Below are 23,394 nucleotides of genomic sequence, written 5' to 3'. Positions count from 1 at the left end.
CTCGGACGGTAACCGCTACGCGGCTCAGTAATCCAGGTTGCGTCGCTCCATCTCGCCGGCGGCGACGTCAGCGATCGGCCCGCAACCTTCCTCCCGCTCGTACAGCGCGATCACCTCACGGTCGCCAAGCGATTGAAGCCGCTCGCGCCATTGCTCCGGGGAGAGTTGCTCGGCGTCGGTCATCATGCGACCATATCGTCCCGACCGCACAGGTAAACTGGAAACGGCCGATCAGCACCATGTACCGCCTCTCGCAAACCCTCGCGCGCGAGCGCATGCTCTACGCCTCGCCGATGATCGCCGCACCGAGCGTGATGTTGATCGATATGCCGATCCGAAACCGCGGGGAGGGGCTGGCACTCGGCCGCTACTATGCAATTATCCTGGAGACAGATGAGGAACGCGCCGAGCTTGACCGCTTTCTCGATGAACCACGCTTGGTCGCTGTTGCACCTGACCTCTTTGATCGACGCCCGTCGGCAATGGTCGGCGACAACGTCCTGATCTCCCGCTACGAGCCGCCGGAGGAGGGGTGGCCCTGGGTGCTAGTCTGCCGCTGGCCGGAGCCATACTCACGCGTTGCGAGGGACACGCCCGGCTGCGACATGGCGCGGGGTTGCTACACGATGGAGGTGTTCGAGCATCCCGCCGACGTCGAGGAACACAGCATGATCCTCCTCGAGCAGCTCGGCACCCACGGGGAGCTGTCGGTACGGGTGCTCACCCCGCAGTCGCTCTCCCATTCGGGAACGGCCTAACGGATTCTCGCGAGCAGAATCATCAACGTCGATGACAGCGGCGTTGGGCATGGGCATATACTCGAGAGAAGCGCCTTAGAAAGTTCAGCCTGCTCCCAAATGCCAAAAGTCAATCCTCATATTTTGTCATGGGCGCGCGAGAGCGCGGGCCTGACACTGGAGGATGCTGCCAAGGGGATCGGCCTTGGCGGTGAAAACGCGGTTACACGTCTGGCCGAAATGGAGGCGGGCGATCGCGAACCGAGCCGGCCGCAGCTGCTCAAGATGGCGGATCGCTACCGGCGTCCGCTGCTCACCTTCTACCTGCCCGAGCCGCCGGCGGCGGCCCCACGCGCTCATGACTTTCGCACGCTTCCCAATCGGGAGATGGGCGCTGAGGCGACCATCGATGCGCTCGTGCGCGATGTCCGCACCCGCCAGGCGCTCGTTCGTGGCGCGCTGGAGGACGCCGAAGAGGCTGAAGCCAAAGCATTCGTCGGTTCAGTCGATCCCCGAACCGGGGCGGGCGGCCTCGCCGCCGCAATGGCTGACTTGCTCGCGCTCGATCGCGCGGTGTATCGACAGGCGCGCACGATTGAACAAGCCTTTCGCATTCTACGCGATGCCGTTGAAGAGGTCGGCGTCTACGTGCTGCTAATCGGCAATCTCGGCCATTGGACGACTAACCTGAGCCCAGGCGTGTTCCGCGGCATGGCCCTCGCCGACGAGGTGGCGCCCTTCATCGTGATCAATGAGACGGACTCTAAGGCCGCCTGGCCATTCACGCTGCTGCACGAACTCGGACACATCCTGCTCGGACAGAGCGGGATAAGCGGCTATGATAGCGAGCAGGCGATCGAGCGCTTGTGCGATGATGCTGCCGCTCGTTTTCTCCTCGCTCGTGAGGAGCTGCAGGAGATCGCCCGCGAAGCGGAGTTCGAGGAACTGGTCGTCGACATCGGCGCGTTCGCCAATGCTCGGAAGGTCAGCCGCAAGATGGTGGCCTACAACATGCTCCGCGAGCGCCTGATCGACGGGGGTCAGTATCGGCGGCTTGCGGCTCGCTTCGATGAGGATCGCCTTGAGTTCCCGCGCAGGGCGGCCAAAGGCGCCCCGGACTATTACGTCGTACGCCGGCATCGGGTCGGCCAGGGGTTGCTGAACCTCGTCGATCGGATGGTTGCCGGCGGCGCGCTGACGACGACCAAGGCAGGCAAGGTGCTCGGCGTGAAGCCTACGGCGATCGGCCGCATGACCGAACAGATGGCTTAGAGGGGTTCGATTGCTCTACCTCCTCGACGCCGACACGCTCATCACTGGTGACCGCCGAGCCTACCCGCTCCGGCGTTTTCCAGTCTTTTGGGAGTGGCTGCGCCATCAGGGCACGATCGGGAACGTGAAGGTGCCGATCGAGCAATATGAGGAAGTCACATCCGGCCGCGGTGACATCGTTGATTGGCTCTGCACTCAGGAAAGCCGTGACGCCCTCATGCTGAACGAGGATCTCGATCCTGGCTTGGTCGCCGACACAACTCTGGGCGGCTATGGCGTTCTCGATGAAAACGGCGTCGATCTGGTCGGGCGCGATCCCTTCTTAATCGCGTATGCGCGGGTTGAGCTAGGGCAGCGAACAGTCGTCAGCTTCGAGGTGTCGAGGCCTGGCAAGCAGGGCGCGAATCGCAAGGTGCCCGACGTGTGTCGTGATTTCGGGGTGCCGTGTTGTCCGCTGTTCGACATGATTGAAGCGCTCGACTTCACCACGGAGTGGCGCGGCAGGTAGGGTCCAATGGTGGACAGCGGGGTCGGACGAAGCGAACGCACCTTGGCTGTTACGTTGAGCTTGTAACACGTTGGATAAGCTGAACGCCAACTGGTGAGCCCATCTTTGACAGAGCTCATTCGGACTTGTTTCGAGTTCGGCCTGCTTTGAGCCCGCAGTTCACGCGATCGGCGCGAGACCGAGCAGCAGAACATCGTTCTCGAGCCGATCAGCATCGGTGATGATAAAGCTGCGGCTTCGCGGCAGCAGGATCTCGAACTCACCGGCATGGCCGCCATCGTGCATATCGATCGCGGGATAGCCCTCGGGCAGATCGAGGCGCAGCAGGGTGGGATGGCTGCCAGATCGGTGGCGTTTACTAAGGAATTCTACGCACCAACTCCGCTCGAGCGAGGAGGATATAAAACCAGGATAGCGGTAGGTCAGGCCCCGGAATGCATCCGGCGGGCCTTCCAGCGCGCCGCGGATACTCCAGCCATGGCCGTGACCCGACCAAAGCGAAAGGGCACGCGCGAGGCGCGACACCTCGAACAAACCGTCGATCGCGTCGCGCCTTGTTTTGCCGGTCATCATAAACATGTCGAAGTCCGGGCGACCGGTCACCAACTCGGTATGGCCCTGCGCCACCAGGTGGAAAAAGGTTGAATCGGCACCGTAAGCGCTGAGTGCCTCACGTTCGGCTTCGTTCAGTTTACGGTCGCGAATAATCGGCGAACCCGACGGCACGGGGATCATCAGAGAAATCCCTCACCGGCATGCTCACGAAACCGCTCATGGTCCCGCACATACTCGGCGACCATCTCCAACGACGCGTGGCGGCTGTGCTCCTTCATTTTGAACAGGTTGGCGTTCTGCCGACCCGCCTCGGTCAGGAACCCCGCGCGCAGAGAGTGGCCGGAGAACAACTCGGGTGGATAGCCTGCAGCGACCGCGGCCGCTTTTACTACCAACGCCACTCCTTGCGCGCTCATCGGTTTGTCGGTGAGCCGGCCTTGCGGAGTGAGCTTGCGGAACACGGGTCCGTCACCAATTTTCGCCTTCTCCAGCTAGGCGCGATAGTGCTGAACCGGCTCGAGCCGCCTGCCATCAGGGATGGCAACAGTATGCCCCTGACCCTCCTGGTCTGTCTTCGACGACGGAATCCGGACAAGCAGACCGCGGCTATCCTCGGACACGCGCGCGATGGTGACCGCGACCAGCTCCGACCGGCGGAACGCCCCCGCCATGCCGACGGCGAGCAGAGCCCGATCGCGATAGGCGCGTAGGTCCTCTCCGGTGATGCTGCGGAGCATATCGCGCAGGACGTCGCCATCGGCAGCGCGCTTCTTGCCCGGCAGCTCGCCCTTTTTGTCCTTGCGGATCCCGCGCATAGCTTTTTCGAGCCGCGCGGCATCGGGCTGGGTGGTCGGCGGCTCCAAATCCGCGGCGCGATGCGCGAACACGATCGCCGCAAGGCGCCGGCCGATCGTGGCGCGGCCGAGTGGGACGGGCGCCTTGCGTGGCAGCACCACTCCCCGCTTGGTGCGGCGCGGTTCGGTTGGCACGAATCCACGCTCGGCGAGGAGAGTGAGGAAGCCCGCGACGGTGGCGGGGCTGGCGGGTAGCGGGCAATAGCCGTTCTCACCGCACCACGCGCAGAACAATCGCCAATCGGACTTGTAGGCGCGTAGCGTTGCCTCGGCCGAAGCGCGCGCGACATAAGCGTCGACCCGCTCGCGGTCGCCGGGAGTGAGGTCAGGAAGAAATGGCTCTAACGAGGTGACCTGATCCAGCAACACTACCGCGCCGCCGACGATTGCAGCTAAATCGCCTGCCTCATGCCCTCCACCATTTCTGTCCATGCTGTCGGCGCCTTTGCCTGACCCGTTTTGGTCCTCGCTCATGACGGCCGCAGCTCAAGGGTGAGCCGATCGGCGTCGATCCCTTCGAGCCACTCGAGATCGGCGCCAACGCGTCGCCACGAGCCGACCACAGGGTCGCGGGGCTCCGGATCGGAGAGAGTGTTCGGGTTCAGGCGCGTGATCGAGACCGTCGTGAAAATGCCGACGGAGAGCGCGTCGCGACCGAAGCGCTTCGCCGCTTCGTCGCCGCGGCAGCGCTCGATGGACGGTTCTCCCTGATACGGCTGGTCGGTGTCACGAACCGCCAGGATAAACTCGTAGTCGGCCTCTGTGTCGCTCTCGTCCTGCCGGCGCGTGCAGGTCAGGCACAGGTCCTCAACGATGACGTCGCCTTGGCACTCCGTCCGCAGGCAAGGCTGCCGCGAAACATTCGTCGTCTCGTCACACAGGCAGCAGTGTAACGCGGTGTCGCCGGCGCGGCGCGATCGGAACTGCGCAAGATGCGGCCAGCACTCCTGCCAGTCGCGGTTCGCGGCGAGATAGCAGCGCGGGCAGACGTAGCTCCGCCGTCCCTTGTCGAAGCCGAAGAACCGTTTAGCTTCGGCCGTCTGGAGGTGGCGGATCGCATCATCGACCTGCCGCATGACGCTGTTCTGCACATCATCGATGTAGCCGAAGGCCGCGAGCCGGCCGTCCTCTTCCATGTCCAGGAGCCGCTGGGGCCAGCGCAGGTCGGCATAGAGCGCCTCGGCCGCGGTCAAGATGGTCCGCACCAGCGTGGCGGGATCGAAGGTGCGCGGTGCCACCGAGTGCATGATCTTGTTCCGCTCGCGCCGGACCTCGTCCCAGAAGGCGCGGAAAGTCTCATCAAGCCGGTCGGCGCGAACCCCGTTGTGAACCTTGACGAGGTCGGCGGCGTCGAGGGTTCGCAGGTCGCCAAACGAGACGTCTTCGCTTGCCGCCCGTCCTGGCCAGTCGCTCGGATCGCCGATCAGCAGAAACGGCGACACCGACGCGATCCGCCCCTTAAGCGCAAGTTCCATGCCTTGCTGGACCAGGCTGTAGGCGTTGGCGAGCGCCGGCTGGGTCCGGCGCCAATATTCAGCGGTGCTCTCGGCATCGCCTTCGGCACCGAGCGCGAGCGCGTTATCGTACTCCATCACCGCCCCAATCGCGATCTGCCACGCGAGTGTGAGCTGGTTCAGACCTGCGGCGTTAAACTCGGCCGGAGTGGGAGCGTCGACGATCATCGCGTGAGCCTAACAACCCCCTGTCGGATTTCCTGAAACAGTGGACGCCGTCGCTGAAGGGAGGCGCAACCTGAAATAGTGGATTTTCACCTAAAATAGTGGATGTTTCGAAATCCGGTGAGAAGAAAGCCGGAAACGTACGCTGAGGCTCGCCGTTTGCGGCGCATAGATAGCGTTACGTGGTAGGTGACGCAGACCGGTCGCGATTGAGCAGAACCAGCACGATTAGGATCAGCAGCGCGGCAATTACCGCTTTACGCTTCTTGCCGGCCGCTGCGGCTTGGTTCGCGGTTTCGCCTCGCGGAACGTGATGGTGATGCGCTGTGCTGGAGTGTCGATCCCAGAGCTGGTCGGCTGGAACCTGAAGACCTCAGCCAGACGACTGCACAACACCAACTTCGCCGAAACGAAAGTTCCGCTGTCGCCATCCTCGAGGGAGAGGTCGAGAACCTGCTTCAGGGCCTGAACATCCGAGCCGGCAGGCTGGCATGTCGGGTTCGCCGCGTGCAGCGCTTCAAGCAAGCCGGACTTCACGGCATAGGTCAGATTGGCCTCTTTCAGCGAAGCGCGGATCGCGACCGCTATCACGCGCTCTCCCGGAGCCACGATCAGGCCGAGCCCGACCTCGCGGTTCAGCTGCCGGTCGAAGCGTGCCAGCTCGTCATACACAGGCGGCTTGAACCCGATGAACTCTAGCGACTGGTTCTCGACCATGGGTTCGCCAGGAACCCACTGCGGCTCGAACGGATGGGATGTGACGAAGAGCGCCGTGCTCAGCGTCGCCAAGCACGCATCGAGGTTGCTACCTAGGCAGGTCGCCGGAGTACCCCGAAGCGCTGCCACCCGATCTGTCTGGCGGGCGAAGGCCTGTGCTTGCGATGCGGTGATGAACGGGTTGTTGCCGTCCCCCTCGTAGAACTCGCGGAATTGTTCGTCGCCAAGATGAGTGGCAATCACTGTCCCGCAGAAGGGGAAGTAGCCGGGCTGGTTTAGCGCAATCCGAGCGTCGCATACCTTCTTCACTTCGGCCGGCTGCACGGGGGAGCCGCTGAACATGCTGAGGTCGGTCTGGGCAAGGGCCGCGCTGCCCACCACCAGGCCGATACCGGCCGCCACCGCGCTTCTAATCACCATACCCCTCCTTGCCCCAAGCGGCTGTACCAGCGCCGGTCCGATCTCGAAATGACAGAATAAGGTGCGCACCGGTTGCAGTCCGGCGCAGAGCAGCGACAAGCACATCGTCCTACGCGCGCCGAGTAGGGGCAGGACGCATCTCGGCAGGGTCGGGACCGGGCTCTAGTCGGCAAGAGCCGACCGGAGCCCCGCGAAGGCGGGCCTCCGCCCTTCCGGGTAACGATCGGAGCTGTTGAAAAAGGGGTAAGAACCCAGGGGTTAACCTCCAGCTGCGCCGGCGATCCCGTCAACGCGCCACCGTCGCCGGACGCAGCGTCAGTGCTCCTCCATCGCCCTAACCAGTGCGTCGGGGCCAAGGAAACGCGCTCCGGATCGACGCCGGGCGAGGAGAGCTCGCACCGTCGCGTTGTCGTTCCGGGCGGCCTCGGCGAGGGACGGCATGCCCCCCGGCACCTGCCGGCCCACCGCGCGCGCGTCTTTGGAGGTGTAGAGGGTTCCGTTCTCACGGTCGCGATGCTCTACTCTTCGGCCGAACACCCGGATGCCTTCGCCACTTGTCTGCCAGAACTCGATAAAAAACGGCGGGGTGTCGCGGACCTCGGCCTCGGTCAGCCCGGTGAACATGTCGTGGACGCTGCAGGCCGCGATTAGATCTCGCTCTCGGCGCGACCGCGCGACGGCCATCGAGGCGGCACGTTCCGTTCGGGCCTCCGGTTCCGTGAGCGGTATCTTCTCCAGGAAGAAGCCGAGGGCGCGGTAGCGGTCAGGATGGAGGCGAACCGCGTCGAGCAGCGATCCTGGTCGCGCGTCGAGTGCTGGCGGGGGCGGTCGCCAACTCATCCGAGCACGGGCAAGCGCATCGTCGTCGACCCTCGCCGCGGGCCGGTAGAGATCGTCGAACCACGTCCTCGCCGCCTGCCACATGTCGGCGCCGGGCGGGTGGTAGGCGCCGAGTTCGACATGGCGGGGTGCGCGCCCGTCGAAGCCGAGCGCGGCGGTTGAGGCATTCGCGGAGCCGATCACCACGCCCTGGTCGGACAGGTAAAGCTTGGCATGCAGCGCCCTGACCTGCCGCAGCCGCTTGTTGTCCGGCGCCCCGAGCTCCCGGAGCGCCTTCTCCTGCGTGCCCCCGAGCGTCACGTCGCACAGGATCCGCGCCTGTCGCGCAGTGTCAGCGGAGCCGAACAGATCCTTCGCCGCGCCGCCGCCCCAGAACGCGACGGCCAAGCGCGCCCCGGCGCCCCGGGAGATCGCCTTGACGCGTTCGGCGAGTGCCGTTCCCGTGAGCAGCTCGGGCGCGGGATTGAGGCTAGACAATTAACGTCGCAAGCCGGCCAAGGCGGCGGCCTGATCGCCTTCGTCAGCTGGGAAAGGCGCCAGACGGTACAGTTCTTGATTTGCCCGAAGTAGTGCAACAGTGTCGCCGGCCTCCACTGCGGACGCGCCATCGCGCACGAACCGGTCGAAGGTTGCTGGATCGGTTGCGGCGTGGCGGCGCGCGGCCAAGAAGCGGAATTGGCGGATCAGGAAGTCTGGATCGCTTCGCAGCCCCTCTCGGTTGATTGCGTCCATAGCCTCGATCGCTGCTTCAGCGGCCTCCACACGCATCGGCTGACCCAGTAGTGCCTCCTCCGCCGTGTGACGCGCGCGGCCGAACTGAAGACGACCAGTGTCGGTCAGCCGGTCAGCGAGGGCGGTGTGAAGTTTTAACGCGCGGTCGAGCTCCGCACGTAATAACACAGCGCGGTTGACGGGATCATGGCGTAGGCGCGACATTTCTTGGCGGATTAAGCGGGCTTCCTCCACCACGCGGCGATACGCATCTGGATCGTCGGCGAGACGACGCTGGTCGAGCAGTTCGTTCGCGCGGGTCCGTAAACGGTTCAGTTCAGCGTCAGCGCGACCATCGAGCAGATCGCTTAGGCGATCGATATCAGCATCTATGGATACGACAGCCTCATCGGCAAGCGCCGGGCCGCTAGTCCCAAAATCTACGAGGGCGAACCGATCCACATAGAAGTTTCGGTCATCAAGGTGCAGCCCTTGGCGTGGCAGCTCTACCGAGCAGCTGAGAAGTTGACTTTCGTCCACTGACCAATGCAAGTTGACCTCGTCACCTTCGTAAAGGGTTCGGCCAGACGGCAGGTCGCTAGCTTCGAGCCGGAAGGAACCCACCGGCTGATTTGACTCCGGGTCAGGTACGCCGGGAGCCTGTTGGTAAAGCTCGAAATCGATCCAATCACCGCCGTCAGGAATAAGGCGCTTTGCTGCACGCAACGGCAGCACGTTCCGGCTCGGTAAGGTCGCACCCTTCTCAATTAGAGGGACTACGATGTTCTTCGCACGGTCGCCATCGCCATCAACCACCTTGATGGCGATGGTGTGGGTGCAGGGAGCGCCGGCAGCTACTGCCGCGACCTGCATGATTACGAGCTCCGCGCCCGCATCCGTCATATGAGAGCCGTCTGCGTCTGTTACGACAAGCCGCACGCGGTTCTCACCAGGCTGCAGCGGCACAGTGAACACCGGCTGGTCGGCGACAAGTTTTTCACCTTGGTCACGGCCGTTACCATCGACTGCGGAAACGCGAAGGCCGGAAGTATCGCCTTCACCCACTACGCGGACGCGCGCCTGTTCCTTGGCCGTCCTTGCTTCGAAGTCGTAGGATATTCGCGCCGACGCGCTCCTCTCGCGTCGCCGTGCGTCCTTGCGCCCCCCCGCGCCCTCGGCAGACCAGTTACGGCCCTCGGCGAAGATTGCCGCACCGCGCGCCACCGCCGTCATGGGATCCACCGACAGGTCAGCGGGCACGCCCAATTCGCGCGGAACCCGATCGCGAACGACTGGCATCTTGGAGGGGCCGCCGATGAGTACCACACGGTCGAGATCATCGGGGCCGTAGCCGTTGTCGGACAGCACCTTGCGGCAAAGTGCAATTGACTCGTCGATTTTGGCCCCGACCAAACGCTCCAGATCGGCCCGAGCTACGGACACCTCGATATAAACGTCCCTCCCTGCGGAGTCAGTCAACCGCGCTTCTTCCTCACCGACGAAAATAACCGCCTCGCTCGCCGTAGACAATTCGATCTTCGCCTGCTCGGCGGCTGCGCGTGCAAGCGCCAACAGACGCCTCACTGCTGGATCGGATTGCCCGTTCGGCAACTCGAACTCGCGGCTGAGCCAAGGTCGCACATGCGCATCAACCAGCATACGATCGAAGTCGGAGCCGCCCAGCATGTTAATGCCCTCATGCGCCTCGATCGACACAGCGCCATCCACCGCACGAACCAGCGCCACATCGAACGTGCCGCCACCAAGATCGTAGACCAGGAAGAGCCCGGTCTTCGCGTCCGAGCGCTCCATCGCGGCGAGACCGGCGGCCACCGGCTCCTGCAACAGCGCCACTCTGTCAAGGCCGGCGGCTTGGGCGGCACGCACCGTCGCCTCCGACTGCAGCTGATTGAACGCGGCCGGAACCGTGACCACCGCGCCCTCCACGGCAACGGCGCCGAGCGCAGCGTTCACTTGGCCGCGCAGCGCGCGCAGCACCTCCGTGCTCGCTTCCTCCGGCGTGATCGTGCCATCTCGACCGAACGGCAGCGTCGAGCTTGTCCCGAGCAGCCGCTTGAATCGTGCGGCCACTTGGCTCGGTGCGGTCTGAAGCTGGCGGTAAGCCCGCTCGCCAACGTAGCGACTGCCTCCTCGATCCGCCATTACAACGGAAGGCAGCGTATCCTTGTCCTCCTTGGTCTTGAACAGCCTGAGTTCGCCACCGCTGTTGCCAACAACGGCGGAGTTGGAAGTGCCAAGATCAATACCGAGATACATTACGCTTCCTTGATTACTAGTTTTCCAGGAAGAACCACACGTCCGTCGCTGGCGATAACCGCAGGTTCAAGGGTGGTCTCCACCACATGCTCTTCACCCCCAATTTCATCAGCGTTCACGGCGCTGGCGGGCAAGGCAGGTGACCAAGGCTCACCGTCATAGATAGCAAGGCGTAGGTCCGCGTCGCCTAGTAGAGCGTCTAGCCGTCGGCGCGCGTAACGAAGTTGCGCCTGACCACCGGCACGCCGGCTTTCGTCAAGAAAGCCGAGCTGACGTTCAAATGCCTGAGCCAGCTTCCAGAACTCGACAGCGAGCTGGGGTGTTGGGTCACATTGCATTGTCGTATGGGTCCTCGGCGTCGTTATCGTCTTCGGTCAGAGATGGCGAAGCAGTCGGCAAAGGTTCATTACTCTGTGAGTCGCCAAGCACCTCGCCGAAGGTTGGAACTTGAGACGCAGAGGTGGAGCTCCATCTTTGAAGCCGAGTAAAGGCAGAGCGACGGATCGCCGCGCCAGCAGCGGCGACCTCAGCGTCCACCATCGCTTTGTCGTCCATGTTATGACGTGCCATGTAACAACGAGCGTTGTAGTCGCGCACAGCTTCGTTGAAGCCTGAAACTGCTGCGTCCGGCACCTGCCCGGTGACGGCTTCGAGACGCGCGGACTCGAAGGCGCACCAGCGCACCTGCGGGCGCGTGAGGAGAGCATAAGTGCTTGGCGGAGGGGGCTCCTCTATCCCCACGTCGTCGGACGCAACCGGTTCGGAACCTACCGCCGAAGGGCCGTCAGCCGCCATCGTCGGTTCGCTCAGGGAAGCCATCCCGTCTGTCATGTTCAAGTCGGTGACAGCGTCACTTTCAGTTGGGTAAGAAGGACTGCTTCCCTCGTTAACGCTACCGGCGACCACCGCGAATAAGGTGACCGCGGCGATGCCAGCGAGCACGAATCTGCCCGCTCGCCGCGATGCCAGCTTTTCATTGACTTTGCGCTTCAGCGCCGCATGCCGATCAGCACCGCCAACCGCGTCCATCGGCACACTGTCGAGCAACTCAGCCGCTTTATCCAGTCGGCCTGCATTCATTGCCTGCGTTAGGTCGCGTGCGGCGATCACGCCTTTAACCGTGCGGAGATCGTTACCCAAAGTCGACGCGATCGACACCGATGGTCCCTGTGCAAGAAGCCAGTCGATCAACCGGGCTGCCGCATCAGAAAGGTCATGCTCATTGTGCAGATCGATGGCGGCGCTACGCGCGATGCGCCAAGGTAGGTCGCTATCGCTTAATTGAGCGGTAAGTGCGGCGCGAAAGGCACGAGCGAAGGCACCGGCGGGGCCGCGCTCGCCGTTTAGTCCGCCTGCCAGCACCCCATCGCTGAACTGGCGCGAGCGGTTGAGCGCTTCGTCTCGTGCGGTCTGTAGAGGAGTTAGCGCTCGCTCGTCCCGCTGCTGTGTGACGAGATCGACAAGCTGGGCGAGGTCATCAGTCGCTTTCTGTGCAAGCGAGGGGGTGTCGGAAAAGGCATCTGCCAGCGCCTTCGAAAGGGCTTGGGCATCTTGAAACCGCCCGTGGTCGTTGGCGAGATCCACTGCCAAGCCGCGCACCAACCAGAACAGTGAACTTCCCTGTGCATCCCCGAGCCCACGAGCTATCTCACGCCGTTGTACCGGCCGATAAAGTGGCACCCACCGCGCTAGCGCTGTGGTGATGGCCTCCAACGCATTTGGGGAGTGCGGCCGCGCGCGCAACGTCTGTTCGGCCCTCGCGATCTCATCGCGGACCCGGGACAACTCGGGGGCGACGCGCTCACCGTAGGCGGTGACCACGCCGTCAAGAAGTAGCGAGGCCTCGCGAGTTGGTGGATCGGCGCGCACCCGCTCGCTCAGGTCCGCTGTCGCCTGGGGTGAACCGGCAAACGCGGCACCGAGTGTACCTGCAATCGCGGAACGGCGTTCCGCCAGCGCCTGCTCCCAAGCTTCAGGCGCTACCTGCTTGCCTCCCGCAACAGCTCGCGCTTCGTCAACGGCCTTGCGTGTCATATCCGATCGCCAACCGAGGGCGTCGCCGAGCACGCGCCCAGGTTCTCGTCCCGGTTCCATCAACAGTTCAATTAGAGCTAGTCCAAGGTTAACGCGTGCCAGCCCTGAGGCACCGTCGCGCAAGCGCCGTAAGTCAACGAGCGAGTGCGCTTGAACAGCGCCTGCTGCTTCGCGCGCAGAAGTCGGGTTCATCTCCGGGAGCCAGCGTAGCTCTTCGCCGAGACGGTCGCGCGGATTTAACAGCCGCGCGCGGGCGGCGTCGAGCAAGTGAGGGTTCTGGCCCTGTTCGAACGAGAGCCGATCATATGCGTCGTTGAGGCTACGGGCGTCAGCGCGAGGCGAGACTTCAAGCAGCGCGAACGCGTTACCAACCAGCGACGCAGCATCACTTGTCCCGACCCGCAATTCTTTAACATCACCCACGTGCGACGCCATACATTCCCCCGTTGCACCTGACCTAAACCGGCGATGGACCCCTCGCCAAGCCCTGGCGACGGGTATGCTTTCCTGCACCAATCGGCAGCGAGATGAAGATGGCAGCGACGCTTTGTCTGCAACCATCGACCGCGCCGGCGCGCCTCCTAGTTGTAGCGGCTCGCAAACGTAGCGGCGTCTGCTCGCCAACGGATCCCAAACAAGACGATCGCGACCAAGGCGATTCGGTCGGTCAGTCGTTGGCGTATGTCTGGGCCAGTTCGATGTCGCGCGCCCTAGACGGTCACGATCGTCAACGGGCGCCAAGAACGCCCGGCTAGACGTGCCGACCTCGACATCCTACATCGGTCGCATGGCGACGATCATGACCATTGGCGAACAGCGCCGCGCCGGAGAAGCGGCTCGGAAGGTTGGTGGCTATTCCGAGCTCATTCGGCTCGAGACCGAGCGTCGCAAGGCCAAGGGGCAGGGCCACGTCGTTCGCGATACGACCAGCGGTCGCTACTCCTTCTCGCCGACGAAGACGCCGAAGAAGTAAGCCATGCCGTTGACGCTGGGGTTCCTGGCCAGCGTCCTTGTGCTGTTGCCCGGCCTTGTTGCACTGGCAGCATTCAATTTCAGAACCGGCCGCGCCGGCGCCCGCCGCCCGGACCTGCAGCTGACTGCGGTCAATGCGCTGGTCGCGTCGGTCATCATCTCGGTGATGACCCACTATGTGGGCTGGCTGGTCGCGGCCGGCGCTATCGACGCCGCATTGGCGGTGCACGAAGCCTATCCCGCGATCGATCTCGGCCCAGCCGTCCCCAACCCGGTTGGTGCCTACTACGCTGCGGTGACGAACGGCACCGCGTTGTCGGGGCCAAGCGCGATCGCCGTCGCCGCCTTGCTGGCACTCGAGGTGTTTGCTGTCCTGGGTTTCGTGACGGGTGACTCGTTCGAGCTCATCATGGACCGTCTAGACTGGAACGGCCAAGGCTGGGTCTTCCAGCACATCACTAGGCCAGCGGAGAACGGGTACGCACCCATTGGGCACGTCTTCACTTCGACGATGAACAACGGCCACGGGGTCGCGTACAAGGGCGTGGTGATCGACGCTCGGCAGGGTGCCAATGGCGAGCTGGTTGCGATCACTCTCGCTCGTCCTGAGCGCTTTCTGTTCGAGATCGGTGCCTTCCCCAAGGCTCCGCGCTTCAGACTCCCTTGGTCGCACGACGAGGAGAGGGAAACGGACCCTGCGACCGGATTCACCCTGCACGGGAAGGAGTATGTCGGCGGGGTTGTGCAGCTCGACGCCCGCGTGATCTCCAACGTGGTCGTCCATAGCATCGCGCAAAGCTTGCTCGACGCGATCGCCGATGAAGGCGACGGCGAGGCGGCCGCGTGACCTGGAGCATAGCCCTCAGCGAACTGGTCGGTCTAATCCTGGCCGCGCTGATCGCGCTGGTCGCGCTATGGCCCGTCCACGGGGCGATCGTGGCCTTGTGGCGTCTGCCGATGCTGTTCCGGCTGCGACCGGTCACCACCGCGCTCGCCAGCCTGCTGATGGGCGTTCCCGCCTTCCTTGCGTCGGCGTTCATCTTCGGCGCCGGCCATCTATCCGGCCACCTCTTCATGACCGCAATCCTCGGCGCGGCGCCGATCGCGCTCGGCGTGCGCTGGTGGGCGTGGAGGTCGGCAGGGCCTGACCTCCGAGCCGACGCGGCTAAGATCCGGAACGAGCTTGCCCGACGCGTCGGCGACCGCGTCGTTCAGCCGACTAAGGCTTGGAGGTCCTTCGTCTTCGATGTCGAACGAGCCCGAAGACGCGACGAGTACGAACCACCGCCAATCTGACCATGAGGGTCGGAGCGATCTGCCGCCAGCGCGAAGCCTCTCGGCCAAGCGCTACATCCGAACACCGGCCGGATGACAGGCCGATCGACGCAAAGGATTACCATGCTGACGCGAGGGCATCTGATTGGTCAGCTCGTCGATGATTTTGCAAGCGTTGCCGCACAGGCGCGGCAACGTGGCAAGATCCACCTGTTCGACATCCACACCTATGTGGAGGATTTCGTCTGCGAGGTGCTCAACCGCATCTACGGGCTCGAACTGGTCAACCTGAACAAGGACAGCTTGAACCATCCCGGGCTCGACCTGGGCGACAAGGCTAAGCGGATCGCGTTCCAGGTCACCGCGGATCGGTCCACAAACAAGATGAAGGAGACGCTGAAGAAGGTCACCGCTGCCGACAAGGCGGCCTATGACACCATTCGTGTCTTCGTCATCGGTGAGAAGCAGGGCTCTTACACGCTCGACGGCGAGCCGTTCGCCGGCTTCGGCTTTAGCAAAGATAATATCCTCGACTTCGATGATCTCTGCGCAGCGCTGATGCCCTTAGGGCTGCCCGCCCTGATGAGCCTTGCCAGGTACGTCCGGGATGAACTGCGGCGGGTCATCGTCGAGCTCGAAATACCTGACGAGAACGGCATCACGCAAAGCTCGATTGACGCTTATGTCGAAGCGCTGCCGAAGCCGACCCTGTCAGATGCAGCCAAAATGAATGCTTACTACGTGCAGGCGAGACTGGATTTCGACCAGAAGGATGCGGCTGACAGCATCAAGGCGCTGTCGGAGATGCTGTCACCGCTGCCGCGGCAAACACGCGAGGTCTTCCGACTGATGCTCCAGAGGAGGCGCCCAGACACCGCCTACTCGGAGCACTTCTTCATTCACGACGCCACCCTTCGCCGCATCTATCCTCGGGAGGATCTGCCCGAAGACTTGCAGTTGCTCGATCACGCCGGCCTGATTGACTATACCGATTGGGGAGACGGTAAAGCGCCCTACTGGCGCCTAATGATCCCAGGCTGGGGCACGAACTTTCACATGATCTTTGTCGACTATGCCGAGGCGAAAGGCATCAATCTAAACAAGCCGCTCGTGGCTTTGGACTTCTCCGATTTTTAAACCCGTGACGAGGGTGTCCTCGCCGGTGCAACCATTACACAGACCCAGGTGCTGCCAGAATGTTCAATCTTATCATGCGCTGGTTCGACTGGGCCGATGGCGTCGGCACCATGCCTGTCGGCCGCATGTTCGAGTACACCGAGGACCACGTAGCAGAGCAGTTCCGGCAGGAGCGGCTACCCCTCGTGGATCGGCTATCCCGGCTCCCCTGCCTGTTTATGGGCGAGGGCACGGGCGACGAGGTCTGCCACGTTGGCACAATTACCCGTGCCCGTGTGGCTAACGGCGAGGTCCATTTCGATTTCGTTCTCGATCGCGAGGTGCCGCCGCTCACCAACGCGACGATCTTCGCCGGTCGCCGTCAGCTCGACATGCCGCACGACTTCGAGTTCTCGCGCAATCACTGGGCGGTCAAGGATGTCGACCTCTACCGCTTTCTGATGCGCAACGTGCGCCCGGGACGGCAGCGGCCGAGCGTCTTCCAGCTTCCCGATCACGAAAACATCGAGCCGCAACTCGCCTCCGCGATGATGCCGTTCGATGCGGCTTTCACGCCTGTGTACGAAAGCATTCGTCAGGCGACCGAGGCAGCGGGACTGCGGTGCCGACGTGCCGATGACATCTGGGAAAACCCGGCCATTATCCAGGACGTGGTATCGCTGATCGACAGATCACGGGTGGTGATCTGCGACTGCACCGGCCGCAACCCGAACGTCTTCTACGAGGCGGGGATTGCGCATACGCTTGGTCGCGAGGTGATCCTGATCACGCAGAACGGCCAGGACATTCCGTTCGACCTCCGCCACCTACGCTATATCCCGTACCTGAATAACGGCGAGGGGCGAGAAGGCCTCGCTGCCGCGATCCAGGCGCGGGTACAGACCATCGTCGGGCATTGAAGAAAGAAGGATCAGCGGGGCGGATGCGTCAGTCGACGTGCAGCCCTGCACCCACTTCTAACCGGAGAGCGCTGGCGCGGGGCCGCGGCGGCGCTTGCCCCATTGTTTCTTGATCCTTTTTCCCATTTCGTAAATCGACGGGCAAAGTGGATCGCGGTTCTTGAGCTTTGCCATCGGTCGAGCCGGACCGATGACGCCGAACATCACGAACGCCCCTGCGAAGCTCATCCGCACGCCAAAAAATCCGTGGGCCTCATGGTAGCCATATTGGAAGCTAAACTGATCTCCCAGATCGACATTGCGACGCTGCCCGACCTCGTGCTCGTCGAACCACTTGTCGGCGGTGGCGCGCATCAAGCGGGCTGCATCCGTGCCGTCCTGCGCCCAGTTGAGGAGGTAGCGAGTGCTTGAGCCTGCAAAGCGGTCCGTCACCCGGTAGTACAGGGCGTAGAGCACCTTGAGGCCGAACAGTTCGATATGAGCCTTCGCGGCGGGGGGCACGATCGTCGTTCGATCGGCTTCGTAGATGCCATGGGTAAGTAGGGCCAGACCCGAAGACGGCCGGGGCGGCATGCGAGGCACCGCTTCAGGCGCGTTGTTGACTAGGCCTGATACCAGTTTCTCAAACTCGGCTTCGTCGAGTCCGCAAGCGGACCGGTCGAAGCTGCGGATGTAGAACGCCATCACTTGCTCGCTTACCCCCGCGATCCGGTTGCACTCCGAGCAGGACGGAAACAGGAAGCCTTCGGGCCCATGTTTCTTGATGAAGACGATGCGAGCAGGGGCGTGATCGATCTCCGTCGTCGGCCGCCTTCCGGCGCAGTAGCAACACCGCGGGTTACTTGCGATGAAGGCGGCCCGATCCACCTTCTGCGGCATTTTCGCCATGGCTCGGCCTCGTCCTTCCATCGGCACCTCCGCGGCGCCATCTCTGTCCGCAACGCCGCATGTAGCGAGCAGGTTCGATCGTCCTCACCGCGCTGATCTGGCAGGGATGTCGCGTGTCATGGTTGTCGTCAGCCTCGCAGTGCGGCGAAACGGGTCTGCAGGCTAGCGGCGAGCGACTGCCGCCCCTCGTTGTTGTTGAGGTAGGCGAGGTAGCGATGGTGTTGCAGATCGAACGGGATGTCGCCTGCTGATTGCGTGATCGGCACAACGTGCTTGCCCAGGGTGTGCGCGATGCCGGCCTCGTAGAAGACGTTCGGATTGCGCCCCGTGAAGTCGCACACGACGATATGGGCCCGGAAGATCAGTGCGAACACGTCCTGGATCACCGCTGAGTGCTGCCAGATGTCCTTGGCGCGCAGCGTCCGATAGCCGGCTTGGGCGGCCGCATGGCCGATCGCCTGAAACACCGGCTCGAACTCAGGCGCGAACGGCGTCATCACCGCGATCAGGTCCGCTTCGACGCCGCCGTCGGGCAGATCGAACACGCTGGGAGTGAACACCACGGTGCGCGACCGCCCGCCGCTGGTCGACACCAGCTCGCCGTCGTCACCGTATTTATCGCGGATAAAGGAAGCGATCGTGGCGAGGTTGTGCGGGTTGCGCTCCGCCAGCGAGAACAGCACGCCATGTGCGTGTCCCGAATAGTCGGGATCCGCGAAGCTGAGGCTGCGCAGTAGGCGATCGTGGCCGGTGATGACGTCGAGCGCGCCGAGATGAACGCCGAGCTCCTTCCAGTCGCCGGCGTTGAAGTTGGCGACCGCGATACGGGCGAGCCGGATCAGATATTGTCGATCCTGGTCGCTCATTGGATGATCGAACACGCGAAAGCCTCTTGAGTAATGATCGTCAGCCCTGCCGCGCGCTGCGCGCGTCGGTGAGCGATGGTGAGGGGGCCGCACCAGGCAGGATGCGCTGGTGATAGGTGTCGGAGACAAAGTCGATAAACGCGACGGCCGCGCCGACGGCGAGGCGGGCATGGCGCGGCTCGAGCCCGCGGTGACGGCCGTCGCGGCCGTGGCCTGAGCCGTACAGGCTGCGGATCTCCGAGAGGTACTGGGTGATCGTGGTCAGATTGCGCAGCAGCAGCCGGATCGCCTCAGCGCCCTTGGCCTCGTCAGGGATGCCCTCGGGAACGAGCTTCAGTTCCTTGGTGAGCAGTTTCGTCAGTTCGGGCAGCGTCACCGTCTTGGAGAAGGTGACCCCCTGCCGGGTGAGGATCGACTTGCAGCAGGTCTCGACCAGATCCTTGGCGGTGCCGATCGCAAGCGCGGGATCGGCCTCGACCGCGACTTCGAGCCGCTCGATCTCCTTCTGCATCCAGCCCGCATCGAGCGCGTCCGCGACCGTTCGCGCGCGGGAGACCGATCGACCGCCGGCGAGCCCCGCGCGCCGGGCCACGAAGCGCGGCCGCCCCGCGATCCGCTCCTCCTCAACCAGCTCCCAGCCGTCCTGGCGCAGCTGGTCGTTGTACTGCGCCACCAGCCGGATCGCCTCGTCCTTGTCGGGACGAACCACGGGGTGGACCGTTTCGCAGAGGAAGCGCAGGAAGACCTCGTCCGGTCCACTCGACAGCCCGAAGCGGGCGTCGTCATAGACCCAGTCCTCGCCCCAATCGAAATTGTTAACGCGGTGCTGGTAGATGTCGCCGGCGGCATCCTTGTAACGCGAGTCATAGGACGGCAGCGTGTCGAGGCTGTAGAGCCGGGCCAGAAAGTCGACGTCGTCTAGCGTGCCGCACCACGCAACCTGGTCGATCCGTAGGCCATCGATGATGTTCTGTCGCGTCTGTCGGCGGACCCGGTCGTTCGGCCGGGCGGGAGCACTTGGCGCCGCGAGCCGCGGCACGAGCTTGGCGCTGTACCAATCCTGGGTGAAGGGTTCGAGCACGGCCTTAAGGCGTTGGGTGATCTGCTCTTCGACCCCGTCCTTGGCGCCGCCTAGCAGCGCATACTCGGCCGGATCAATCGAGAGGAACACCGTCCACTGCTCAGTGCCGCCGTTCCAGTTGTCGTAGCCGGTCCGCTCGATCCGCGGGGTGGCCGCGCGCACGACGTTGGCCGCCTGGGTCATGCGTTCGGCGATCAGCATTTCCTCGACGGTCGCGAGATAGCGCGCCGGCTGTTCAATCAGGTCCTGCACGCGGGCGTCCTCGATATCCTACTCGATAGCACGAACTCGTGCAGTCAGCGGATCGCCACCACCTTGACCTCGGCCGCAGCCGCGATCTCCTTCCACTTACGGTCGGAGGTCCAGGCGGGCAGACCTTCGCGCTTGGCGAGCGCGAGGCAGAAGCGATCGCCGAGCGACAGCCCGCCTTCGACGGTGTGGCGCCGCAGCCGCGCGGCCTCGCGCGCAAGCGCCGCATCGGCCGGGACGAGCTCGACCGGCAGCGGCCGCAGCATGGCGTCGACCTCCTCGTCGGGCATGCCGAGCTTGTGGTAGTGAGTGGCAACCTCAGCCATGTTGACCACCGACATGCGCGCGCCGGCGAGCGCGCCCTCGACCTTCTTGGCGCCAGCCTCGCCGCGCAGCAGCGCGAGCAGCGCCGAGGCGTCGAGCACGACGCTCATTCGCCGTTCTCCGCGGCGCGGGTGGCGAGGAAGTCGTCGACGCTGGAGCCGGGGGCGTCGCGGTAACGGCGCGCGAGCGCCTGCGCCTGCGCCACGATCTGCGGCACGGTGCGCAGCACGACGCCATCGGCCGTCTCGTCGAGATAAACCGCACCGCCGCCGGTGAGCCCAAGCCGCTTGCGGATGTCGGCCGGCAGGCTCATGCGGCCGTTGGGCGTGATGTTGACTTGGACGGTCATGGTGGCAGCCTGTTGCTCGGTGTGTCGCTGGGGACAGTATAGGCGCATCATTGCCGACCCTCAACGTCGGTGATGCCGTGCCACACGTGCAGAAGCGTGACACGCCCCCTTCCCTGCGCCACGCCACACACGGGCACTTTCCATAATCGCGACTTATGGTATGTACAGGCGCGTTATTGCTCAGAACAGGATAGCGGGGCAGGGTGGTGTACGAAGGTAGCAATACACCAGCGCCGAGCGCGCCCGATCAGGGCAAGCGAGATCCTTTGAGTCTCACGGTCGGCGACGTGCCACAACCGGGATCTAAAGACACAAGTGACACCATCATGTCGGCCACCAGCGAACAAGCCGTGCCGACCACGCTGCTGCTCGTCCGGACCCACGCCGTGCTGCCGACGCGCCGCTCGCGGCGCGCCGGCGGCGACGATGCCGCCACACCCGACGCGCGGTTGCTGACCGTGCTCGGCCGCGCCGCACCCGCCGGCCTGCCCCCGGTTAGCGCGCTCGGCGTCGAGACCGCGCTCGAGGCGATGGCCGACGCCTCCAAGCTTGCGGTCGCGGCCGACCTCGACTGCTGGCTCGACTGGTGCGCCGGCGAGCACCGGCGCCCGTGTCCCGCCGATCCCGAGGACTTGGTGCGCTACCTGCGCGCGCTCGAAGCCGACGGCAAGAAGCCCGCAACGCTATCTCGCCGCATCGCCAGCCTTGCGACGGTGCACCGGCTGCTCGGCCTCGGCAGCGACGCCTTGCCGACGTCGGCGCCGATGGTCCGCAACGCGCTGCGCGGCAACCGCCGGCGCCAGGGCGCGGCGCAACGCCAGGCCGCCCCGCTCCGCTTTGGCGGCGGGCTCGGTGAGGCGGGTGGCTTCACTTTGTCGGCGCTGCTCGCCGCCTGTACCGGCGATGCCCAGGGCCTGCGCGATGCAGCGCTGCTATCACTCGGCTACGACGCCGGCCTGCGGGTCAGCGAACTGATCGCCGTCGCGGTTGCCGACCTCAGACCGCAGTCGGACGGCACCGGGTTGCTTCACCTGCCGCGCTCCAAGACCGACCAGGAAGGGATCGGGGCCTGGGCGTGGCTGTCCGCCGACACGATGCGCCGCGTCGCCGCATGGCGCGCCGAAGCGATGATTGGCGACGGCGTGCTGTTTCGGCGCGTTGGCGTCGATCGGCGTCGGCAGCGGTCGAAGGAACTGGCGGACGCGCGCTGGGGCGACGAGGACGCCGAGGCTGCAGCGCTGCTGGTGACCTACACGGTCGGGGACGCGCCTCTCAGCCGCCAGGGTATCACCGGCATCTATCGGCGGATTGCACTCGCGGCCGCCCGGGCGGGATTAGTCGAACTGCCGGCCGGCGAACTCGAAGCGGCAATCGCGGCGCTTTCCACGCACTCGCTGCGGGTCGGACTGACGCAGGACCTGTTCGCGGCGGGTGAGGACGGCGCCGGCATCGCGCTGACACTGCGCTGGTCGTCGCCATCCACGGCGCTGCGCTATGGCCGCCGGCTTCAGGCCCAGAGCGGCGTTGCGGCCCGAGTGCTCTCCCGCGTGCGGACCTGAGCACTCCCTCGCACCGGCTTTTTCCGGCTCAAGCATGAGCCGGACCGTCCTATGTTTAAGCTGCGAAGCTACTATTTCAGGAACACTCCAACGAAGGCGAAATGTCCACTATTTCAGAGAAACCGACATTTGGGCCACGAAGGTTGGCCGTCCGAACCGTTGCATGATCTGTAGGTTTTCCTGAAATGGTGGACGCAATCCGTCCTACAGCAGCACCCTGAAAGAGTGGATCTGCGCCCGAAACAGTGGACGTCAGGCGCACTGGTCCGCCGCCCACCATCCGCCTGAGCCTGCCGCACCCAAAAGCACGAATGTGCGGCTACTCCGCGAGCGGCCGCACGTTGGTGATGGTGACGCCGACCTCAGCGCTCGCCAGCGGAGCGTCCGTCGTGAACATCTCCGCTTGCAGGTCGATCGCCAAGGCAAGACACGCTCGGTCACCAAGCGAAAGACCAAGCGCCTTCGTCGACGGTCGCAGGTCCCCTATGATGAGCGCTTGGGCAGGAGAGAGCGGCCGGACATCTAGCTGCAGCCCGCCAAGCGCCTCACGCACCTTGTCGAGCGGCAATCCTCGGTCCCGAAGCTTGGAGACGACCTCGGCGAGGTTGGTCGTTCCGATAATGCTGCGGGTCAGGACGTCGACTACCCGATCCGCCCCGGGCTCGTCGTTCAACAGGCAGAGCAGGGCGGAGGCGTCGAGTACGACCTTGCTACTCACGCTCCGCCTCGCGCCGGCGCTCTGCGATCAGCTCGTCAGCCAAGCCGACGCCTTCGGGCACATACTTGCGCAGAATCGCACGAGCACGCTCAAGTGCTCTAGGCACGGAACGTACCCGCAACTCGCCATCGTCCACATCGACGAGAACGATGTCACCCGTGGCGATCCCGAGCTCACGGCGCATAGCCGCCGGGATCACCAGCTTACCACCATCCACGATCTTGACCCTTTGCGCTTCCATCTGCACTGAACTCGCTTGGCTGACCCAATCTCTGGAATGTACCGCCTTCCACCGCTTATGCCTAGCGCCAAGGACGGCACTACGTCGCGGTTGGTGATCAGTCCTCGTTCATATCCGTGCTCAATAGCTACTTAGGCCTGGCTTGCTGAGCTAGGCTCGACAGGATCGCAACTTGCCATTCCGAGCCAGCTGCTCCAGCAGTGGCTCCTATGGGTGTACCCAACGGAGCCAA

25 protein-coding genes are annotated in these 23,394 nt (G+C 64.1%); 9 read left to right on the top strand and 16 right to left on the bottom strand.

The genetic code is table 11. The features are described 5' to 3' along the window. Window positions 1-24: 24 nt before the first annotated feature. On the bottom strand, window positions 25-186 hold the full coding sequence (locus tag AAIO73_RS17590) for a hypothetical protein (RefSeq protein WP_345879778.1): 162 nt from the start codon (window positions 184-186) through the stop codon (window positions 25-27). 53 nt (window positions 187-239) lie between these two features. On the opposite strand from AAIO73_RS17590, the gene AAIO73_RS17585 reads away from it, so the two are divergent. The 3 genes from AAIO73_RS17585 (at window position 240) to AAIO73_RS17575 (ending at window position 2,517) form a co-directional block, all read left to right on the top strand. Further along, window positions 240-758 (top strand): hypothetical protein, encoded by a 519-nt coding sequence (locus AAIO73_RS17585; protein ID WP_345879776.1) that lies wholly within the window; start codon window positions 240-242, stop codon window positions 756-758. A gap of 99 nt (window positions 759-857) precedes the next feature. Next, window positions 858-2,009, top strand: a complete 1,152-nt coding sequence (locus AAIO73_RS17580; RefSeq protein ID WP_345879774.1) for an ImmA/IrrE family metallo-endopeptidase — start codon at window positions 858-860, stop codon at window positions 2,007-2,009. Window positions 2,010-2,019: 10 nt separating this feature from the next. Next, complete coding sequence (locus tag AAIO73_RS17575; RefSeq protein WP_345879772.1) at window positions 2,020-2,517, top strand: DUF4411 family protein; 498 nt, start codon at window positions 2,020-2,022, stop codon at window positions 2,515-2,517. A 159-nt stretch (window positions 2,518-2,676) separates the two neighbouring features. On the opposite strand, the gene AAIO73_RS17570 is transcribed toward AAIO73_RS17575, so the two are convergent. From AAIO73_RS17570 to AAIO73_RS17535, 8 genes are all read right to left on the bottom strand, one after another. Further along, on the bottom strand, window positions 2,677-3,252 hold the full coding sequence (locus tag AAIO73_RS17570) for an ADP-ribosyltransferase (RefSeq protein ID WP_345879771.1): 576 nt from the start codon (window positions 3,250-3,252) through the stop codon (window positions 2,677-2,679). Continuing rightward, complete coding sequence (locus tag AAIO73_RS17565; RefSeq protein WP_345879769.1) at window positions 3,252-3,533, bottom strand: tyrosine-type recombinase/integrase; 282 nt, start codon at window positions 3,531-3,533, stop codon at window positions 3,252-3,254. Before AAIO73_RS17565 ends, AAIO73_RS17570 begins: the two co-directional genes overlap by 1 nt. A gap of 30 nt (window positions 3,534-3,563) precedes the next feature. After that, window positions 3,564-4,400 carry a site-specific integrase gene (locus AAIO73_RS17560; protein ID WP_345879767.1) on the bottom strand — a complete coding sequence of 279 codons (837 nt, stop codon included), beginning with the start codon at window positions 4,398-4,400 and terminating at the stop codon, window positions 3,564-3,566. After that, complete coding sequence (locus tag AAIO73_RS17555; protein ID WP_345879764.1) at window positions 4,397-5,608, bottom strand: hypothetical protein; 1,212 nt, start codon at window positions 5,606-5,608, stop codon at window positions 4,397-4,399. The genes AAIO73_RS17560 and AAIO73_RS17555 overlap by 4 nt, the downstream gene beginning before the upstream one ends. 246 nt (window positions 5,609-5,854) lie before the next feature. Continuing rightward, a complete protein-coding gene (locus AAIO73_RS17550) occupies window positions 5,855-6,841 on the bottom strand; it encodes a hypothetical protein (RefSeq protein WP_345879763.1) in 987 nt (328 codons plus the stop codon). A gap of 216 nt (window positions 6,842-7,057) precedes the next feature. Next, on the bottom strand, window positions 7,058-8,059 hold the full coding sequence (locus AAIO73_RS17545) for a phospholipase D family protein (protein WP_345879762.1): 1,002 nt from the start codon (window positions 8,057-8,059) through the stop codon (window positions 7,058-7,060). Further along, on the bottom strand, window positions 8,060-10,570 hold the full coding sequence (locus AAIO73_RS17540) for an Hsp70 family protein (RefSeq protein ID WP_345879761.1): 2,511 nt from the start codon (window positions 10,568-10,570) through the stop codon (window positions 8,060-8,062). It abuts the gene before it with no gap. A 327-nt stretch (window positions 10,571-10,897) separates the two neighbouring features. Beyond that, window positions 10,898-13,039 (bottom strand): hypothetical protein, encoded by a 2,142-nt coding sequence (locus AAIO73_RS17535; protein WP_345879760.1) that lies wholly within the window; start codon window positions 13,037-13,039, stop codon window positions 10,898-10,900. A 352-nt stretch (window positions 13,040-13,391) separates the two neighbouring features. Between AAIO73_RS17535 and AAIO73_RS17530 the strand changes: the two genes are divergently transcribed. From AAIO73_RS17530 to AAIO73_RS17510, 5 genes are all read left to right on the top strand, one after another. Continuing rightward, the gene (locus AAIO73_RS17530) at window positions 13,392-13,577 is read left to right on the top strand and encodes a hypothetical protein (protein WP_345879759.1); all 186 of its coding nucleotides are present in this window, start codon (window positions 13,392-13,394) and stop codon (window positions 13,575-13,577) included. A 3-nt stretch (window positions 13,578-13,580) separates the two neighbouring features. Then, entirely contained in the window at window positions 13,581-14,423 is an 843-nt protein-coding gene (locus tag AAIO73_RS17525) for a hypothetical protein (RefSeq protein ID WP_345879757.1), read from the top strand. Next, window positions 14,420-14,872: a hypothetical protein gene (locus AAIO73_RS17520; RefSeq protein WP_345879755.1), complete on the top strand. Its 453-nt coding sequence runs from the start codon at window positions 14,420-14,422 to the stop codon at window positions 14,870-14,872. Before AAIO73_RS17525 ends, AAIO73_RS17520 begins: the two co-directional genes overlap by 4 nt. A 102-nt stretch (window positions 14,873-14,974) precedes the next feature. Next, window positions 14,975-15,988 carry an SMEK domain-containing protein gene (locus AAIO73_RS17515; protein ID WP_345879752.1) on the top strand — a complete coding sequence of 338 codons (1,014 nt, stop codon included), beginning with the start codon at window positions 14,975-14,977 and terminating at the stop codon, window positions 15,986-15,988. A gap of 59 nt (window positions 15,989-16,047) precedes the next feature. Beyond that, window positions 16,048-16,887 carry a hypothetical protein gene (locus AAIO73_RS17510; RefSeq protein ID WP_345879750.1) on the top strand — a complete coding sequence of 280 codons (840 nt, stop codon included), beginning with the start codon at window positions 16,048-16,050 and terminating at the stop codon, window positions 16,885-16,887. Between the two features lie 57 nt (window positions 16,888-16,944). Here the strand turns inward: AAIO73_RS17510 and AAIO73_RS17505 are convergent, their stop codons facing one another. From AAIO73_RS17505 to AAIO73_RS17485, 5 genes are all read right to left on the bottom strand, one after another. After that, window positions 16,945-17,775, bottom strand: a complete 831-nt coding sequence (locus AAIO73_RS17505; RefSeq protein ID WP_345879749.1) for an HNH endonuclease — start codon at window positions 17,773-17,775, stop codon at window positions 16,945-16,947. 128 nt (window positions 17,776-17,903) lie between these two features. Continuing rightward, complete coding sequence (locus tag AAIO73_RS17500; RefSeq protein WP_066690597.1) at window positions 17,904-18,641, bottom strand: hypothetical protein; 738 nt, start codon at window positions 18,639-18,641, stop codon at window positions 17,904-17,906. Between the two features lie 40 nt (window positions 18,642-18,681). Then, a complete protein-coding gene (locus tag AAIO73_RS17495) occupies window positions 18,682-19,974 on the bottom strand; it encodes an abortive infection family protein (protein ID WP_232307961.1) in 1,293 nt (430 codons plus the stop codon). 44 nt (window positions 19,975-20,018) lie between these two features. Next, on the bottom strand, window positions 20,019-20,405 hold the full coding sequence (locus AAIO73_RS17490; RefSeq protein WP_066690594.1) for a PIN domain-containing protein: 387 nt from the start codon (window positions 20,403-20,405) through the stop codon (window positions 20,019-20,021). Beyond that, window positions 20,402-20,644, bottom strand: coding sequence for an AbrB/MazE/SpoVT family DNA-binding domain-containing protein (locus tag AAIO73_RS17485; RefSeq protein ID WP_066690591.1), 243 nt, complete (start codon window positions 20,642-20,644; stop codon window positions 20,402-20,404). The genes AAIO73_RS17490 and AAIO73_RS17485 overlap by 4 nt, the downstream gene beginning before the upstream one ends. A 326-nt stretch (window positions 20,645-20,970) precedes the next feature. Here AAIO73_RS17485 and AAIO73_RS17480 point away from each other — a divergent pair, with 326 nt between their 5' ends. Further along, window positions 20,971-22,203: a tyrosine-type recombinase/integrase gene (locus AAIO73_RS17480; protein ID WP_066690588.1), complete on the top strand. Its 1,233-nt coding sequence runs from the start codon at window positions 20,971-20,973 to the stop codon at window positions 22,201-22,203. 319 nt (window positions 22,204-22,522) lie between these two features. Here the strand turns inward: AAIO73_RS17480 and AAIO73_RS17475 are convergent, their stop codons facing one another. Together AAIO73_RS17475 and AAIO73_RS17470 are read right to left on the bottom strand one after the other, a co-directional pair. Next, the gene (locus AAIO73_RS17475; protein ID WP_066690585.1) at window positions 22,523-22,921 is read right to left on the bottom strand and encodes a type II toxin-antitoxin system VapC family toxin; all 399 of its coding nucleotides are present in this window, start codon (window positions 22,919-22,921) and stop codon (window positions 22,523-22,525) included. Continuing rightward, window positions 22,914-23,162: an AbrB/MazE/SpoVT family DNA-binding domain-containing protein gene (locus AAIO73_RS17470; protein ID WP_066690582.1), complete on the bottom strand. Its 249-nt coding sequence runs from the start codon at window positions 23,160-23,162 to the stop codon at window positions 22,914-22,916. The genes AAIO73_RS17475 and AAIO73_RS17470 overlap by 8 nt, the downstream gene beginning before the upstream one ends. Window positions 23,163-23,394 lie beyond the last annotated feature (232 nt).

This window comes from Sphingomonas epibiotica, from assembly GCF_039615155.1.
Taxonomy (GTDB): Bacteria; Pseudomonadota; Alphaproteobacteria; order Sphingomonadales; family Sphingomonadaceae; genus Sphingomonas.
The sequence above is the reverse complement of the archived record's forward strand: the minus strand, read 5'-3'. Positions and strand labels throughout refer to the sequence as shown.

Excerpts from the sequence above, each read along its gene's own strand:
- AAIO73_RS17470 (WP_066690582.1), bottom strand. The coding sequence starts at position 23,162 with ATGGAAGCGCAAAGGGTCAAGATCGTGGATGGTGGTAAGCTGGTGATC.
- AAIO73_RS17510 (WP_345879750.1), top strand. The coding sequence starts at position 16,048 with ATGTTCAATCTTATCATGCGCTGGTTCGACTGGGCCGATGGCGTCGGC.
- AAIO73_RS17505 (WP_345879749.1), bottom strand. The coding sequence starts at position 17,775 with ATGGCGAAAATGCCGCAGAAGGTGGATCGGGCCGCCTTCATCGCAAGT.
- AAIO73_RS17500 (WP_066690597.1), bottom strand. The coding sequence starts at position 18,641 with ATGAGCGACCAGGATCGACAATATCTGATCCGGCTCGCCCGTATCGCG.
- AAIO73_RS17570 (WP_345879771.1), bottom strand. The coding sequence starts at position 3,252 with ATGATCCCCGTGCCGTCGGGTTCGCCGATTATTCGCGACCGTAAACTG.
- AAIO73_RS17560 (WP_345879767.1), bottom strand. The coding sequence starts at position 4,400 with ATGAGCGAGGACCAAAACGGGTCAGGCAAAGGCGCCGACAGCATGGAC.
- AAIO73_RS17580 (WP_345879774.1), top strand. The coding sequence starts at position 858 with ATGCCAAAAGTCAATCCTCATATTTTGTCATGGGCGCGCGAGAGCGCG.
- AAIO73_RS17515 (WP_345879752.1), top strand. The coding sequence starts at position 14,975 with ATGCTGACGCGAGGGCATCTGATTGGTCAGCTCGTCGATGATTTTGCA.
- AAIO73_RS17555 (WP_345879764.1), bottom strand. The coding sequence starts at position 5,608 with ATGATCGTCGACGCTCCCACTCCGGCCGAGTTTAACGCCGCAGGTCTG.
- AAIO73_RS17530 (WP_345879759.1), top strand. The coding sequence starts at position 13,392 with ATGGCGACGATCATGACCATTGGCGAACAGCGCCGCGCCGGAGAAGCG.
- AAIO73_RS17480 (WP_066690588.1), top strand. The coding sequence starts at position 20,971 with ATGTCGGCCACCAGCGAACAAGCCGTGCCGACCACGCTGCTGCTCGTC.
- AAIO73_RS17535 (WP_345879760.1), bottom strand. The coding sequence starts at position 13,039 with ATGGCGTCGCACGTGGGTGATGTTAAAGAATTGCGGGTCGGGACAAGT.
- AAIO73_RS17485 (WP_066690591.1), bottom strand. The coding sequence starts at position 20,644 with ATGACCGTCCAAGTCAACATCACGCCCAACGGCCGCATGAGCCTGCCG.
- AAIO73_RS17585 (WP_345879776.1), top strand. The coding sequence starts at position 240 with ATGTACCGCCTCTCGCAAACCCTCGCGCGCGAGCGCATGCTCTACGCC.
- AAIO73_RS17590 (WP_345879778.1), bottom strand. The coding sequence starts at position 186 with ATGATGACCGACGCCGAGCAACTCTCCCCGGAGCAATGGCGCGAGCGG.
- AAIO73_RS17490 (WP_066690594.1), bottom strand. The coding sequence starts at position 20,405 with ATGAGCGTCGTGCTCGACGCCTCGGCGCTGCTCGCGCTGCTGCGCGGC.
- AAIO73_RS17540 (WP_345879761.1), bottom strand. The coding sequence starts at position 10,570 with ATGTATCTCGGTATTGATCTTGGCACTTCCAACTCCGCCGTTGTTGGC.
- AAIO73_RS17525 (WP_345879757.1), top strand. The coding sequence starts at position 13,581 with ATGCCGTTGACGCTGGGGTTCCTGGCCAGCGTCCTTGTGCTGTTGCCC.